This is a genomic window from Paenibacillus sp. 276b (assembly GCF_900107875.1).
GTDB classification, from domain to species: domain Bacteria; phylum Bacillota; class Bacilli; order Paenibacillales; family Paenibacillaceae; genus Paenibacillus; species Paenibacillus marchantiae.
In genome coordinates this window covers 191,144-206,696 of the sequence record NZ_FNRR01000004.1, presented here as the reverse complement: position 1 = coordinate 206,696, position 15,553 = coordinate 191,144, and the positions used below count along the sequence as shown (strand labels likewise).

Annotated in this window: 13 protein-coding genes; all 13 read right to left on the bottom strand. The window is 46.9% G+C overall.

What is annotated here, in order from left to right; genetic code table 11:
* Nucleotides 1-161: 161 nt before the first annotated feature.
* Nucleotides 162-1,070, bottom strand: coding sequence for a phosphate ABC transporter permease PstA (gene pstA, locus BLV50_RS20145; RefSeq protein WP_090809628.1), 909 nt, complete (start codon nt 1,068-1,070; stop codon nt 162-164).
* On the bottom strand, nt 1,067-2,035 hold the full coding sequence (pstC, locus tag BLV50_RS20140; protein WP_063565319.1) for a phosphate ABC transporter permease subunit PstC: 969 nt from the start codon (nt 2,033-2,035) through the stop codon (nt 1,067-1,069). The genes pstA and pstC overlap by 4 nt, the downstream gene beginning before the upstream one ends.
* A gap of 107 nt (nt 2,036-2,142) precedes the next feature.
* The gene (locus BLV50_RS20135) at nt 2,143-3,006 is read right to left on the bottom strand and encodes a phosphate ABC transporter substrate-binding protein (protein ID WP_063565318.1); all 864 of its coding nucleotides are present in this window, start codon (nt 3,004-3,006) and stop codon (nt 2,143-2,145) included.
* 55 nt (nt 3,007-3,061) lie between these two features.
* On the bottom strand, nt 3,062-4,456 hold the full coding sequence (locus BLV50_RS20130; RefSeq protein ID WP_256336614.1) for a stalk domain-containing protein: 1,395 nt from the start codon (nt 4,454-4,456) through the stop codon (nt 3,062-3,064).
* Nucleotides 4,457-4,736: 280 nt separating this feature from the next.
* Nucleotides 4,737-5,603 (bottom strand): aldo/keto reductase, encoded by an 867-nt coding sequence (locus tag BLV50_RS20125; protein WP_090809626.1) that lies wholly within the window; start codon nt 5,601-5,603, stop codon nt 4,737-4,739.
* A gap of 69 nt (nt 5,604-5,672) precedes the next feature.
* A complete protein-coding gene (locus BLV50_RS20120; protein ID WP_072734667.1) occupies nt 5,673-6,104 on the bottom strand; it encodes an RrF2 family transcriptional regulator in 432 nt (143 codons plus the stop codon).
* Nucleotides 6,105-6,174: 70 nt separating this feature from the next.
* Complete coding sequence (locus tag BLV50_RS20115) at nt 6,175-7,044, bottom strand: AraC family transcriptional regulator (RefSeq protein WP_218135413.1); 870 nt, start codon at nt 7,042-7,044, stop codon at nt 6,175-6,177.
* A gap of 50 nt (nt 7,045-7,094) precedes the next feature.
* Complete coding sequence (locus BLV50_RS20110) at nt 7,095-7,922, bottom strand: sugar phosphate isomerase/epimerase family protein (RefSeq protein ID WP_090809622.1); 828 nt, start codon at nt 7,920-7,922, stop codon at nt 7,095-7,097.
* Nucleotides 7,923-7,934: 12 nt separating this feature from the next.
* Entirely contained in the window at nt 7,935-8,942 is a 1,008-nt protein-coding gene (locus BLV50_RS20105; protein ID WP_090809620.1) for a zinc-dependent alcohol dehydrogenase, read from the bottom strand.
* A gap of 325 nt (nt 8,943-9,267) precedes the next feature.
* A complete protein-coding gene (locus tag BLV50_RS20100; protein WP_090809618.1) occupies nt 9,268-11,931 on the bottom strand; it encodes an endo-beta-N-acetylglucosaminidase in 2,664 nt (887 codons plus the stop codon).
* A 100-nt stretch (nt 11,932-12,031) separates the two neighbouring features.
* Complete coding sequence (locus BLV50_RS20095) at nt 12,032-13,540, bottom strand: ABC transporter substrate-binding protein (protein ID WP_090809616.1); 1,509 nt, start codon at nt 13,538-13,540, stop codon at nt 12,032-12,034.
* Nucleotides 13,541-13,598: 58 nt separating this feature from the next.
* The gene (locus tag BLV50_RS20090; protein ID WP_090809614.1) at nt 13,599-14,555 is read right to left on the bottom strand and encodes a carbohydrate ABC transporter permease; all 957 of its coding nucleotides are present in this window, start codon (nt 14,553-14,555) and stop codon (nt 13,599-13,601) included.
* 22 nt (nt 14,556-14,577) lie between these two features.
* Nucleotides 14,578-15,483 carry an ABC transporter permease gene (locus BLV50_RS20085; RefSeq protein WP_205524889.1) on the bottom strand — a complete coding sequence of 302 codons (906 nt, stop codon included), beginning with the start codon at nt 15,481-15,483 and terminating at the stop codon, nt 14,578-14,580.
* Nucleotides 15,484-15,553: the final 70 nt, after the last annotated feature.

The window sequence follows — 15,553 nt, the reverse complement described above, 5'->3', positions numbered from 1 at the left end:
AACAACCTTCCGATCGCTGTTATCCCCAGATTTTTTTCATTCCCTTTTAATTAGGTGAAAATCCGGGTATAAAGGCGAACGCTCCGCTTCTCCAGCTTATTTCTTTCCTCTACGTTCTCGTGTAAATGCATAGTTCAACTAATTGCCATCATTCTGATCTATCAGGCTTGATTTTTGCGTGCATTCAGCCAAATTGGCACACGGAACAGAATATTAATGAGCAAGGCCACAAAGATCAGTACGGCCGTTGTCTTTTGCGCAATTTCCTCGGCATCGGGCACAATCGCTTCGGATTGAATGTACCACAGATGTACAGCAAGGGTTCCTCCTGGCGATAGCAAATTGAAGTCCCACATTTCCCCGGATGTAGATACCCCTGCGGTCAGAATAATGACGGCACTCTCACCGAATGCCCGACCTGCCGTGAGGCAAATGCCTGTCATGATTCCGTTTATAGCCACCGGCAGCAATACATTACGGATCGTCTGCAAATGGGTAGAGCCAAGTGCAAAGGACGCATTACGAAGTTCAACCGGAACTGCTCGGACCGATTCCTCGGTTACCCTGGTGAGCACAGGCAGATTCAGAAAGGCAAGGCTGACGGCGGCGCCCAGAATGGTAAGACCAATTTCGAAGAACTCCACAAACAGGGCAATACCAAACAATCCAAAGATGATGGATGGAACAGAAGACAGTCCCTCCACGCAAATCCGCACGATCTCCATAAGTTTGTTGTTTGGAGCAAATTCCGCCAGGTAAATCCCGGCCGCCATGCCGATGGGAATCGAGATCAGGAGGGATAGAATCAGCACATAGAACGAGTTGAACAGCGCCGGCCCAATCCCTCCTCCTTCTTCAATCTCGCTTGGAACACCGTATAGAAAGTCCCAGCTCAGCAAAGGCAGCCCTTTTTCCAGAAGAAGAAATAACAGTCCAACAATGAATAAAATGGCGATAATCCCTACACCCCATACCATGCCCGTAAAAATCCGGTCCATCAGCGTGGATGCACCTCTGCGTTTGCCGAACGAATAGGCGGGGACAGCGTTCGCCTGTTTCTTCATACTCATGAGTAGCGTCCCCCTTTCTTCTGAAGCATTCTTACGGCTACAATCATCAAGATGGAAATGGCAAGCAGGATAAAGCCCATCATATACAGCCCGTGATTCCAGGTGGAATCGAATTCGACGCTTGAGATTTGCATGACAATATTACTTGTCAGCACCGCTGTTGGTGTAAACAGACTGTTAGCGAGCTGCGCCGTATTGCCGATGACCATCACCACCGCCATCGTTTCTCCAATGGCACGAGTCATCCCGAGAATGACGGCGTACATGATTCCGCCTCTTGCAGCAGGCAAGACCACACGAGTTATGGTTTGGAATCGGTTCGTACCAAGTGCATAAGCTGCATCCCGGTATTTGTTCGGTACAGCAGATATGGCATCATCACTGATCCGGCTAATGGTAGGCAGCACCATAATCGTCAGAACGATGGACGCTGCGAGCAAACCGTCCGCCAGATCATGTCCACTGATATCCCTAAGCCAGGGGATGAGAATCGTCAGTCCCAAGAAACCGTATACCACAGAAGGAATACCCACCAACAGATCCAATACGGGTCGCAGAATATGGCGAAGCCATTTTGGCGTCATTTCCGCGAGAAACACGGCAATGATGACGGAGATTGGAATGGCAAACAGCATCGTGAGCCCCGTCAGTGCCAGCGTTCCCAGAATAAAGGTCAGCGCACCGTAATGCTCATTTTCCGGGTCCCAGTTGGTAGAGAAAAAGAATTCGCTGAGCGAAACATCCGCAAAGGTCAGAACGCCCGTACGAAGCATAAGGACCAGAATGCATAACAGAACCAGACAAACGAACAATGTACTGCCAATACAGACCATGCGAAACAGTTTATTGGACCATCTTAAACGCGCCTTACGGTCAAACCGGGTTCCCGATCCGGGAGCCTTGCCGATGCTTGAACCAAGCTCACTCGGAGCAGGGCTGTTCGTGGATGGATTTAAATCGATCATGAAGGGCTCTTCCTTTCACATAGAGAAGCCAGCTTGGCGACCGTGCGCAGAAGCTGGCTATCCCTTTCCTTATGAAATGCGAGAATGATGGACGTTCGCAGCTTTCGTTATTTAACGGCAGCAAGCGGAATGAATTTCAGTTTTTTCAGGGAACCGTTCTGGAACTTGCTGCTTTGGATATACTCGATGAACGCTTTGGTTGCTCCCGTAGGTTGACCTTTGGTCATGTAATATCCAATACCCCATACTTTGTATGTTTTGTTCAGGACGTTTTTCTCTGTTGGTGCCACGCCATTGATGGATACAGCCTTCATTTTGCTAGTCACATACGGAAGGTCAATATAACCGATTGCATTTGGTGTCGTTTCAATTGTTGTTTTCATATCGCCGCTGGAGCCAACCTCTTTGTAGTTGTCCCCTTTGCTCATGAAGTCCTTGCCATCCAAAGCTTTTTGTTGGAAGTTAACCCGTGTACCGGAACCAAATTTACGGTTAACTACAACGATGTTGGCATCCGATCCGCCGACTTCCTTCCAGTTTGTCACTTTGCCGGAGAAGATGTCCTGCAGTTGTTTTGTTGTCAGATTGCTTACACCCACATTGGTATTAACGACAGCCGTGAACACTGTTACAGCTACCGGATTGGCTACCAAGCCATCAAATTTCTTGAAGCCAGGTACATCTTTGGATGCATCCCAGTCTACAGCGCCAATATCCGCGATCCCTTTACGAACGGATTGAGGACCTGTGATGGAACCTGCTGCGGAAGCCGAGATTTTAACTTTTGGATTATCTTTTTTGAATTCGCTGGCAGCTTGAAGTGTCAGCGGAAGCAATGCGGAGGAACCGTTAATGACTATTTTACCTTTCTCTGTGCTCTTGGCAGCTGATGCTGTCGTTGCGCCACCCAGTCCACCAATCAGAGATACAGCCATAAGCATTGCTGTGAAGGGTTTGATCCATTTTTTCATGTTAATTAAACTCCTCTCGAATTAAAAAGCTTGTGATCATATTTGATATAAAACATTACTTCGTAACGGCTCTCCAGCTTCCGCCAGCTTGTACCAGAACTCGGCCGTTCTCAACCACAGAGATTTGTGTTCCGGCAACCGCGATGGAGGATACATCGGAAGATACGGTGTACAGCTTGGTTTGTTTTCCAGTTACCGGGTCGATCGAAAGGATCACGCTGTTGCTGTCATCCTGGGCCGCAAGTACATACAAGATGCCACCCGACAGAATAGCTTGTTCTACATCGTACTCGGAATACACCGGCGTAGACTTTTGAGATGAATCCACAGACAGCAATGATGCTTTACCGTCTTCGGAAGGCACACTCACATAGTAGGCTTTTTGTCCGTCAGCAGACCATACAAATACCTTGTCGTCAGTTGATGTTGTGAGCTTCACAGCCTCCGGTTTTGAATCTGCTGTGTTATACGAAAATATTTGCTGTTGATTGGATGAGAAATCAATGGAGACATTGTCTTCATCCACATTGGTTGTATCCGAAGTTACGGTACCAAGTGTTGTTACGGTATAGATGAATTTCTTGCCGTCAGCAGATACATTCAGGTTTTCCTTATAGTCCACCTTGTCTTCGACCACTTTCGTAATCGCCCCATCCGCCAGATTCACCTTGGCAATCACGGACCCTTTATCCCCTTGCAGGAAGTAGATTGCATTCCCGTCAGCAGACCATACCAACTCAGGCTTGATGCTGTTGTCGCTGGTGATTAGTTTGGAAGCCTTGGTCTTCAGATCAATAACATAAACGGCTCCTTCGGCATTCGTATACGCCGCTTGATCACCACTTGGCGAAATAACGAGATCCGATCCACCGTCTGTCGTTAACAACAGATCATATTTGCCGCTTGTTGTATTGACGAGATAATCGTTTCTGCCATTGTTATCGCTCTTGGAAACAATCAGCTTATCTGCTCCGGCAAAACGAGGATTCTCGACTTCATCGATCAAGGATACTGTACTGATCTCAAGCAGTCCGTTTCGCTTGACAATCGTACCGCCAACGCCCGACACCAGTGGACGAAGAGCGATGTAACTTGTACCACCGATGATAGTAACGGGTTGATTCAGATTCACTTTGACGTCATCTACCACGATTTGTTTGCTATTGTTTTGGAGCGTCACGCTGTGATCATTCAGCTTGATCACCGTCGTTCCGCTATGTACTTCGGCTTGTGCGCCGATGGCTTTGATCACATCACGAAGTGACACAAGTGTCTCCCCATTTTTAACGATGGAACGAACGACGACGCTGTTACCGTTTATTGTAAGCGTGGAATTTTGCACCTGAGCTGCATTAGCCACAGGTTTCACTGCAGGAGCAGCCGATACTGCACTAACCACAGAAGTACCTAACACTGTTGCTACCATGGACACCACTAACACCTTTTTCATTGACATTGGCTCTTGTCACCCTTCTCTATTCCATTTAATTTGCCTTGTTTTGTCATGCCCTGCTGTCTGGTATTCTGCATGTATCGTCTTTATGAGAGCTTGTCCGGCTCATCCCCCCAACTTCCACGTTCATAGTAAAAATGACCTATCACGATTGTAATTATAGGAGAGATTTGTAAACGGGAAATCCTGGAATTGTTAACGAATTGTCAATGTTTTCATAAATACAAAAAAAGAGTCGATGGAATATGACCCACGACCCGTTTTTTGTCTTATTTTCCTAGATAAATAGTTTCATCAATGTATTAAAAATCGGATTCACGATATAACCTGTCGGATGGATCGAATACCTCTTACCCGAGTTTAGACGGTTGATCTTTTCCATTTCCTCAGCGGACAGCTCAAAATCAAAGATTTCACTATTTTCTCTGATCCGCTTTGGATTGGATGATTTGGGAATCAGGATGACGCCCCGTTCCAGATGCCAACGCAAAATCACTTGAGCCACCGTCTTATGGTGATGATCAGCGATTTCCTTCAATACCGGATGCTGTAATAACACTTTATTCCCCTGTCCCAGTGGACCCCATGCCTCATGTAAAATTTGATGTTTGTCCATATAGGCACGCAGTTCGTTCTGTGGAAATTCCGGGTGCGTCTCGATCTGGTTGATCATCGGCAAGATTTTCGTGTGCTTCCTTAATTCTTCCAGATGCTGAATCTCAAAGTTCGCGACCCCAATGACCCTGATCTTGCCTTCCTCGTATAATTCCTCCATGGCTTTCCACGTTTCGATATACTTTGGCGAGGCAAAATGGATTAAATACATGTCAAGGTAATCGACACCCAGCTTGTTTATCGTTTCCTGGAAAGCTTTCTTGGTCGCTTCATAGCCATGATCCGTATTCCAGACTTTCGACGTGATGAAGAATTGCTCGCGCGGAATTGGACTATGCCGGATCTCTGCTCCCAGCGCTTTCTCATTCCCATAGATCCGGGCAGTATCAAAATGTCGGTACCCGACCTGAATGGCCTCGCGAGTCGCTGTTGTAAATTCTGCTTCTTTCGTTATTTTGTAAACCCCAAAACCCAGTTGGGGAATAGGAACCCCGTTTCTGGCTTCAACCACTTTTGTATGCAAATTCATTTTAGCTGCTCCTCTCAAAACGTAATATACTTGATATATATTATATCTAGTTAAAGCCAAAAAAAGAGGTTAACCCTTTTTTTCTTCATGAAACAGATCGGTTAACCGTATGTCTTTTAAATAATTCTGCATTGCGATCTCCGCACCTTCAAGATGATGAATGACCTTTTCTTTCACGTCATCCACGTCTTGTCCCTGGAGTGTTACATCGGTATGAATTTTAAACAAATCTTTGCCGGGTTCAACCGCCAGGAATACATCCAACATCGTGATTTCCGATAAAGGCTGAGCAAGCAATATGCCGCCCTTGGCACCTTCTTTTGCCACTGTCAGTTTGGCGTTATTCAGGTTGCGAATGACTTTTACCGTCGTAGGAACCGGAATATTTAGCTGCTCCGATATCACTTTGGTCGATAGATAGTTAAGACAGTTCTTCTCGGTGTACGCGTGAACGTAGAGCAGAATGGAGATTCCCTGTGATAAGGCTGTAGAGTATGCCATTGCATTCATCCTAACTATTTCTTTTCTAAATATACTATATATCTTTTATGTTTAGTTAGCAACTATCAGCCTATTCCCACTCCACCCTCGATTTCATCGCTGCATATTTACTGGGAGTGATACCTACAGCAGCCTTGAAAGACCGACTGAACAGATGAATACTCGAAAAGCCAACTTCCTCGGCAATCCGGGTTAAATTATGTGTGCCTTCAATAATTCTTTTCTGGGACTGCTCTATTCGGATATGTGTCACATATTTATGAAGGGTAATCCCCAGCTTGCTTTTGAACAAATGCGATAAATGGTTCGTCGATACACCGACATGTCTACTGATAGCAACATTATTTAATTGAGGGTCGGCGTAGCATTCATGAATATAACGAATCGACTTTTCAATGAATGCCCACCCCTTGGTCATGTTCCCCTCTTGGTCCTGATCTTCGGATTGATTTTTGAAAAACAGATGCAGCAACTCCAAACATATGGATTTCGTGATTAACGAAGATCCTCCCCGCTGCTCCTGAAACTCCTTATGCATGAGCGCAAATCTCTTTTTCCATTCAATTCGATCGGCTAGCTGCAAATGAGAGATTGGCCGTATGGAAGCCAGCTTCATTTCCCTATCCGCCAGATCAGGTCGTTCACTATGAGCTGCACTCGTATTCTTCAATAAACTACGCTCTTCCTCATAGTACAGATCAAAATGAAAAATATACTGAATCAATGGCTGCGTGGAGGTGGACCGAATGATATGAGACATGAATGGATGCATCAGCACAATGTCGCCTTCTTTGACCAGGTATTTCACACCACTCAAGAAGAACTCCGCTTCCCCTTGTTCGATGTATGTATACACATGATCGTGGTCTATCCATTCCCCTGCCAAAGAAAATGATTCCGTCATTCTTGCCGCTCTTACGAATGGCGAAATGCTATTCATCCATGGCTCATACACATGTATTCCTCCCAACTGCCTTCTCACTGATCCGGTTATATTTTCGCAAACACTTTATCGAAGCCTGCTTTGGACTTGGCAAACAATTCACTTGAATCGACGGTTGGCGTTGGTGCCAGTACCTCTTGAGATACGACGCCAGTGTATCCAATCGCTTTTAGATTCTTCAAGAATCCCTGCAGATCAATTACTCCCTCACCAGGGTATAAACGCTCATGATCCAGCAATTCTTCAATGGGCAGATCATAAGCATCATTGATATGAACATGGACAATCTGTTCCTTCTTAAGATCCAACACCTCTTCAATCTTTAATCCATTCGTATGCCAATGATAGGAATCCACCAATAAACCTACATTGGGAGCATGAATTGTTTCGATCCAGTCAAGCGTATCCTCCACACTCCAAATAAATGGATTCTTCCATTGAGTACGCAGATGATGGCAACCCACAAACTCCAGGCCCAGTCGAATTCCATATGCGTCCAGGATATCTGCACACAATCTCAATCGTTTGGTAGCTGCCGCCATAAATGATGCTGCTGGCTGATCTATGGAAGGTAAAATATAGGTGCAACAGCTGTAACAGTTCAACGAAGCGGAGGCTTCTGCCAATTGAACCAGCGATTGAAGTCCTTCACGAAACTGTTCATCTGTGGTTCTCCAGTCCACGGTCAGATCGGATGAACCGATGATCACCTGATTGCTTTCCAACAGGTGTTTGGCCTGTTCTTTGCCAACCTCTTCAATTAATGAGAGCGGATTCAAATCTACAGACTGAAATCCGTATTTTGCAGCATTCGTAATATATTGTTCATTGGACTCGATGTTCCCTAAGCCTGCTCTTGTTAACCCTCTAATCATCCCAATCTCCTCCTAGGACCAGTCAAACAGTACACCGTTATACTGGTCTTTATTCAATCTCAGTCCCTCATATGCTTCTTGCGCTTGATCCGGCTTCATCACATGACTGATCAATGGTTCGATATGCAGCTTGTTCTTTAACATCAGTTCAAACACAATGTTCGAATTTCTCACCAGGGAATGCTTAACGAATTCGTTCGGCTCAACTGGGAAGCGCCATTCATGTGCCCCCTTAAACGTAATACAGCCTCGTCCATACAGGTGGCAGTAGTTCAATATATCGGTGACATCCGTGTTATATTCGCCTCGTGGACTGCCCAGGAAAATAATCTCTCCCAGCTTCCCGATCCACTCCAGACTTTGAACACCTACACTGGGTACACCCGTCGCCTCAATATGAGTGGATACACCTGCTCCATTCGTTAGGGCATGTATCTTTTCTTTTACTTTATCTTCTCCGCCATGAAGCGTATAGTCAACCCCACATGTCTGGGCAGTTCGAATTCGTTCTGGTGACAGGTCCACGCCAATCACAGTTGCACCTTGAAGGCGAGCCAATTGAGCCGCCAAATTCCCTACCAATCCAAGCCCCGTCACGCCAACAACGTCCCCAAGTTCAATATTGGATACACGAACGGAGGTGAATGCCACGGTTGCCATACGGGTGAAGGGAACCCACTTCAAATCCAAGTGCTCAGGTACCTTGATGAAAACATGATCTGTGGATACCACTTGATATTCAGCATGTTGACCATAATGGAACACAACGTCCCCAGGCTGAACATGGTGTACACCCTGTCCCACCTCGATCACTTCACTTACACTTGCATACCCCGGACATACGGGAAGCTTGGCCCACTCTTCTTTTCCCGATAACATGGCCAGCTCCGTTCCCGGACTGATGAGGGAATAGATCAATTTTACCAATACTTCCTTCTCCCCTAGAGCTGGCAAAATAAAATCCTCTTCTACCGTTTCCACTTGCAGCGGACGAGCAAACATGATCTTTCTATTCTTCATCACCTTCACTCCTTTCTTATCTTTTTAACTACAATATAAGACTTTTCATTCGCATTGTCTTTGATTGCAAAACCGATTTTTTATCTAAAACAACGATTTTAAAACCTTTGTAAGCGAATACAGCATAAACGTAAAAAGACTCACAAGATCCAATGATCTGTGAGCCTCAAATTCATTCTTATTCAGTCGTAGTCTGATACAATGCGGTCCCCCCATTAGAAGACGGGATATTTCAGGGATATCCAGCCGTCATTGAAACCGGATTGGCCGCATGGTTCCTTTTTTGCTAATTTCACAGCTACACTTGTCACTTCTCAACCGCAAACTACGGCTGCAACCCCCGAACCTCAAACTCATAGATTCGTACTGCCGTATCGCCACCCTGCGTAGGTTTCAGCACATTCAGCTTCACATAACGAGCCTTGACCAGTGCAATTGCATCCGAGGTTTCGGCTGCGGTATTCCCCTGTACATGAACTACATCTGACCAATTCACGCCATCAGCACTGACCTGAATCGAATAGTCGCTCGTATTAAAACCAGACCACTCCCCACCACTCTCCGCATGTTTGATGACAAAACCACTGATTTGATGTTCTTTGCCAAGATCAATTTGCAGCCAATGCGGTTGGTTACCCAGTGCGCACCACTTGCTGTTGCCCGTCACCTTGCCGTCAATTGCCTTTCCTGCACCCTCAGCAGGTCCGCAGGCATGGTCGGCAGAGGCCGTTTTGCCAAGTGCGACATTTTTGATCCCGGAAGCACCCTTACTTACGGTGATCAAAGCTTGCTTCGTTACTGTATCCTGCCCCGAACTGTTGGTAGCTGTAAGCGTCACATTGTACGTGCCTTCCTTGTCATACGTTACCATTGGATTTTGCTCCGTGCTGACAGCCGGACTGCCATTATCAAAAGTCCACGACCAGCCTTCCGTCACCTCGGAAGAGAGATCAGTGAAATGCACCTGCTGACCTGGTGTGATAAGTGTTGTATCCGCCTTGAATTTTGCTTCCGGCTTCGGATACGCTGGCCACTGAATGGTCACGCTGGCAGCCTGGCCGCGCTCATATTTTGCATTCACTGCCACGACTTTCAGTATAGTCGCCTGTTCCGCGTTGATTCTCTTCATCTCAGGCACATAGAACACGTTATTGGCGGTCGCACCCACCCAAGTCTCTTTGCCGTCGGGCAGTACACGGTAAATCTCATATTGTTGAACTTCCTCGTTCAACGCGTTCCATTGCAACCTTGCATCACCGTAAATACCGCCGCGGAAATCGGATTGGGTGACATTCAATGCTTGAACGGCCTCAAGAGGGTTCGATGGATTACTGTTCTTGTTCTTGTGGATAGATAGCTGCCCAATATGGATGTTATAATCCGATACGGTTTCCGTACTGTCAAAATACAAAGACAATGCCGCAATCTGCTTTCCTTGGTAAGGCGTCAGATTGATCGTGTCCGTCGCCCAGTCGGTTGCCTTCTCGTTCTTCACATCCAGAAAGACGAACTGGTCCGGTTGGTTTGCAAAAGCGAGGCCAACCTTCATGCCCGGCTTGCTCTGCGTCTTGTACGTAATTGATAGCTCAGTACCCGACTCGATCTTGAGATCTGTTTTATACAGCTTCAGATGGGTAGCATTCGTTGGACTTAATGCACCGGCTACCTTCAGGGAACTGCCACCATAATAGGCATCCGACCAATCGAGAGAAGGTTTCAGCGCCGTGCCTTTACTTTCTGCTAACCAGCGCCATGTCGGAAGTACGTCCTGCAAACTGCGATTATTCCATCCAGTCTCCCGCACTTGTGTGCCATCAACATAGAATTTCTCGCCACTGCCCGTGTTGAAATTGGTCGTGAAGGGCAGCTGGTCCACCGGCGATGATTCAACCACATTGTTCGCAATCCCTTTCCAGGCCTGGCTTGTCGACGTATTGGCCGGGTTGCCGTTCTGCCCTACCCAGAACTTATTTTCACGGGCAAAGAAATCGGTCATGCTGTCCGCGCTGTTGTACGACCAATCCGGCCGATAAATGCCGAGGGAAGTCACAGCCGATTTCCCTTCAGGAAACAGCAAATTCCATTTCAGACTGGTATCGAATCCTTTAGCTTCCACATCGATACCTGCGAACAGTTCAAATGGTGATCTGCCCAGACTTTTGGCTTTGGCCGCAGAACTGCCAAGATCATTCCACCAGAAATTCAGGAACATGCTGTCTGATACCTTGTTCCCGTTATCCTGAAGGAACATTGCATTCCGGTCCGTCAGCGCATTTTGCCATGAAATATTGCCTTCCTTCGTCATGGAATCATACCAGATGATCTCCATACCCGCAGGCTTATGATCCTGAAGATAACGGAGGAATGTCTTCATTAACTGTGCGTCAGTGGCTGTTCCACCTTCAGTCTCCTGGTTGATAAACCAGCCGTCAAAACCGTAGTACTCTGCTACCTCAATTAATTTATCCGCGGCGGGGAAGGAGCCGTCGCTGTTCTGCTGAAGCATTTGCTTCACCCACTCATATTTGCCACCGTAAACCGATGGCGGGAAGAACACTGTGCCCATGATTGGCACTCCGTTCCGGTGTGCCGCATCAATCGTGTCGGCGCTTGGTGGCACAATAATGCCTTCTCCCGCCGAGCCACCCCAATATACGAGCTTGTCGACATACTGCCAGTAAGAGAACGTATTTGCAGAGAATTTATCCGATCCCTGCGATGGAACGCCACTGGTTCCCTGATTCAGCGCAGACAAGGCCATTACTTTGGGATCATTCGTTGCGTTCGGGTTAACTGCCTCGCCTGTGAATCGGCTCTGGAGCGGAATGGTGCTCCGGTTGAAGGCCGCATCCGGGTCGGAAGCTGGATTCCAGTTAAGCAATTGTTCAGGCAGCCAATAGGATGAATAAGGTTGCTTCGCCAAGGCCGCTGAGGAAAGAACAGCGCATACCAATATTACAAATAGGAGACTCGAACCAAGCTTTTTCATGCCATATCCTCCAATCCAATTTTGGCAATCCACTCAGGGTAAAAAAAGAAACGCCCGTCAAACCGGACAGACGTTTCCATGTCTACTTTATCATTCAGGCTTATTTTGGATTTGCAGCTTTCCATTCGTCGTATTGCTTTTGTGCTTCTGCAATCACTTTATCCAGACCTGCCGCTTTCAACTTCTCGATCGCTTTCGGCAGATGCTCATCCGGGTCAACAGCTCCCGTCATGATGGATGGGTAGAATTCCTTCACGATGGCGGAGATGGAAGCCACTTCCGTCTTCACCGGGTCAGGATTGAAGTTGAAGCCAAAGCTCGGAGCAACTTTCGCGGAATTGTTGAATTCCTTGAACGCTTCCCACTTATCTGCTGGATCTTCCTTGTGCATGTAGGTCAGGAACAAGTTACCCAGGGCAAAGCCAGGCATCTGGAATCCGTCCTTCATCGCTGGCAGATCCTCAATGACATTATCCGAAATCTTTTTGTAATGTGTTCCTTCAATGCCGTAGTTGATCAGGTTACGCAGATATGGATCGGTATTCAGCAAGTTCAGGAACATCATAGCCCGTTCAGGGTTCTTGGAGTTCGCCGAGATTGCATGCATAGCGCCTGTTGCCGAACCAGTGAAAATAACCGGATCCTGCATCGGTGTAGTCACGATATCATAGCCCGCACTTCTGGACCATCCCAGTTCGGCGTACGGCTGTGTCTGTTCACGGTCAACAAACCATTTGCCTGTTTTGATGTTGTCGATGCCTTCCAGTGTCGCTACATCCTTGCGCAGATAACCTGCCTGATAGTATTTACGGATGGTTTTCAACGAGCTTTTCAGCTCTTCGGATTCCAACACATTAACGTATTTACCAGTGTCACCATTCATGTTGATACCAACCGGGAATTCGTCACCCAACAGGAAGTCGAACGCCAGATAAGGCTTAAAGCCCTTCGGAACAGCCAGCGGAGTAATGTCGGCTGGTTCATTATCCTTAATTTGCTGCAGGTAAGGCTCCAGATCCTCTAATGTGCGAATCTTGGTGATGTCCATGTTGTATTTATCAACGTACTGCTTGTTGAAGCGCCATACCCATTGCGAAGCCAACTCTTTGTTCACTGGCACGGCATAGTTTTGGCCACCGATCTGCGATCCCGTAAGGAACCGTGGATCAAGTTGCTCTTTAATGCCCTGACCATACTTATCCAACAGATCATTGATTGGCAGGAATGCTCCTCTGGTGGCATTTGGCAGATAATCATAAGCCCAGGAAGAAGTGAAAGCGATATCATAATTTTCGCCCGAAGCGGTAATGACTGGCATACGTTTGGAATAATCACCCCAGTCAATCATCGTGATGTCGACGGTTGTATTTATTTTCTCCATTAAGTATTTGTTCATTTCTTCCTGTACCATTGGCAGATCGCGCTGTGGACCACCAATCAGATATACCTTGAGCTTCACCGTGTCCTTATCGCCGGATTCTCCCCCGGATGCCGCATTCCCGCTTGTATCATTGGTATTACTGCCACCGCAGCCTGCTAGAACAGTAGAAAATGCAAGCAGTAAAGTAACCATGAGCAGAACCATTTTTTTGGTCTTTTTGTTCTTCATGTGTATCCCCCTTATCAATGTTATTGTTACTGCCCTTTGAGGGCAGGCACAACCAGACTTATTCTTTGACCGAACCGATGGTCAGACCTTGTATAAAATATTTTTGGAAAAACGGATACGCCAGCGCAACCGGCAGTGTAGCCAAGACAACCATCGCCATGCGGACGGTCTCCGTTGGCAGTGTCGAGGCAATGTCATAAGACACGACCCGGCTGCTGTTTTGCACAACAAAATCCATATTGTTCTGTATTCGAATCAGCAATGTCTGGAGTGGAATCAAATTCGCATTGTCGATATAGAGCAACGCATTGAACCAGTCATTCCAGAATCCTAACGTACTGAACAATCCAATAGTCGCAATGCCCGGCAACGAAATCGGCAGCACGATGCGCGTATAGATACCGAATTCAGAAGCTCCGTCGATTTTGGCCGACTCAATAACCGCATCCGGCACGGTGGTCGTGAAAAATGTACGCATAACGATAATGTAAAAAGCGTTCATGATTGACGGCAGGATCAGCGCCCAGATCGAATCCCGCAAGTGCAGCACCTGCGTAACCACAATGTAACTGGGAACGAGACCGCCGGAAAATAGCATGGTGAAGAAGGCCAAAAAGCTGAAAAACCGACGCTGTGCAAAATTTTTGCGCGAGATGGCATATGCATACGTGGTGACCAAATACAGTGTGAGCGCGGTTCCGACAACCGTCACCGTTAAGGTAACCCCAAACGATTGGGCCATCTGCTGCCCGGATTCCATAAGGAATCGGTAGGCATCCAGCGTCCAGACTTCAGGGAATAACTTAAATCCATTGATCGCCAGCGTCTTCTCATCGGTAAATGAGATGATAACGATGAACAGAAACGGAAAGATACAAGATAAGGCAAACAGACCGATAGCTATATTAAAAATCACATTGGATAAAGGCGAAATGGCATTCAAATCTTTCGATTTCTTTCCGGTCCTCCTCGTATGGGCAGATGCCCGCTTTACCGGTTCGCTTAAATTACTCATGGAAGCACCCCCTTGCCGCAGCCTAGAATACGGCATAATCCTTTTCAATTTTACGCACAGCATAGTTTGCCAGCAGGACAAGAATCAAACCGACAACCGATTGATACAATCCTGTAGCTGTACTCATTCCTGTATCACCCATAATGGTCAAGCCGCGGTATACAAACGTGTCGATGACATTGGTGACGGGATACAGCGCACCAGAGTCCCGCGGAACCTGATAGAACAGTCCAAAGTCGGAACGGAAGATCCCGCCGATCGCCAGAATGGTGAGGATGATCATTAGCGGTCTGAGCAGCGGTAGCGTTATGTACCTGATCTGTTTCCACTTCGTAGCGCCGTCGATCATCGCTGCCTCATAATAAGAACGATCGATACCTGCGATTGCTGCCAGATACACTACACTGCCATAACCTGCACCTTTCCACAGGCCGAGCAGAATGAGAAAATACGGCCAATACCCTGTCTCACTGTACCAACTAACCGGATCTCCACCAAAATAGGTAATGATCTGGTTGAACACACCCTTTTCCACACTCAGAAACGAGAAGACGAAATAACTGATAATAACCCAAGACAGGAAATAAGGCATAAACATCGCGGTCTGGTAAATCTTCGCCAGCCGTTTGTTCAACAGTTCGTTCATGATGATCGCAAGCGTCACCGCGAGCACCAACCCGAGAAAGATCAGCCCCAGGTTATACAGAATCGTATTACGTGTGATGATATAGGCGTCACTGGTGGAGAACAGAAACTCAAAGTTCTTGAACCCAACCCATTCGCTTTTTAGAACGCTTTCAAGAAATCCGCCCGGATGTATCCGGAAGTCCTTAAAAGCAATAATCGTTCCGAACATTGGCAAATAGGCAAAAATGATAAACCAAGCTGCTCCCGGCAGTACCAGCAGAAGAAACGCCTTGTTCTTCATCAGACTTTTGAAGATGCCCTGCACGGCTGTCCCTCCTTATAATCTCGTTCATTATCGCTTTAGCTGCATC

Coding starts and splice junctions, on each gene's coding strand:
- pstA (WP_090809628.1), bottom strand. CDS start 1,070: ATGAGTATGAAGAAACAGGCGAACGCTGTCCCCGCCTATTCGTTCGGC.
- pstC (WP_063565319.1), bottom strand. CDS start 2,035: ATGATCGATTTAAATCCATCCACGAACAGCCCTGCTCCGAGTGAGCTT.
- BLV50_RS20135 (WP_063565318.1), bottom strand. CDS start 3,006: ATGAAAAAATGGATCAAACCCTTCACAGCAATGCTTATGGCTGTATCT.
- BLV50_RS20130 (WP_256336614.1), bottom strand. CDS start 4,456: ATGAAAAAGGTGTTAGTGGTGTCCATGGTAGCAACAGTGTTAGGTACT.
- BLV50_RS20125 (WP_090809626.1), bottom strand. CDS start 5,603: ATGAATTTGCATACAAAAGTGGTTGAAGCCAGAAACGGGGTTCCTATT.
- BLV50_RS20120 (WP_072734667.1), bottom strand. CDS start 6,104: ATGGCATACTCTACAGCCTTATCACAGGGAATCTCCATTCTGCTCTAC.
- BLV50_RS20115 (WP_218135413.1), bottom strand. CDS start 7,044: ATGAATAGCATTTCGCCATTCGTAAGAGCGGCAAGAATGACGGAATCA.
- BLV50_RS20110 (WP_090809622.1), bottom strand. CDS start 7,922: ATGATTAGAGGGTTAACAAGAGCAGGCTTAGGGAACATCGAGTCCAAT.
- BLV50_RS20105 (WP_090809620.1), bottom strand. CDS start 8,942: ATGAAGAATAGAAAGATCATGTTTGCTCGTCCGCTGCAAGTGGAAACG.
- BLV50_RS20100 (WP_090809618.1), bottom strand. CDS start 11,931: ATGAAAAAGCTTGGTTCGAGTCTCCTATTTGTAATATTGGTATGCGCT.
- BLV50_RS20095 (WP_090809616.1), bottom strand. CDS start 13,540: ATGAAGAACAAAAAGACCAAAAAAATGGTTCTGCTCATGGTTACTTTA.
- BLV50_RS20090 (WP_090809614.1), bottom strand. CDS start 14,555: ATGAGTAATTTAAGCGAACCGGTAAAGCGGGCATCTGCCCATACGAGG.
- BLV50_RS20085 (WP_205524889.1), bottom strand. CDS start 15,483: ATGAAGAACAAGGCGTTTCTTCTGCTGGTACTGCCGGGAGCAGCTTGG.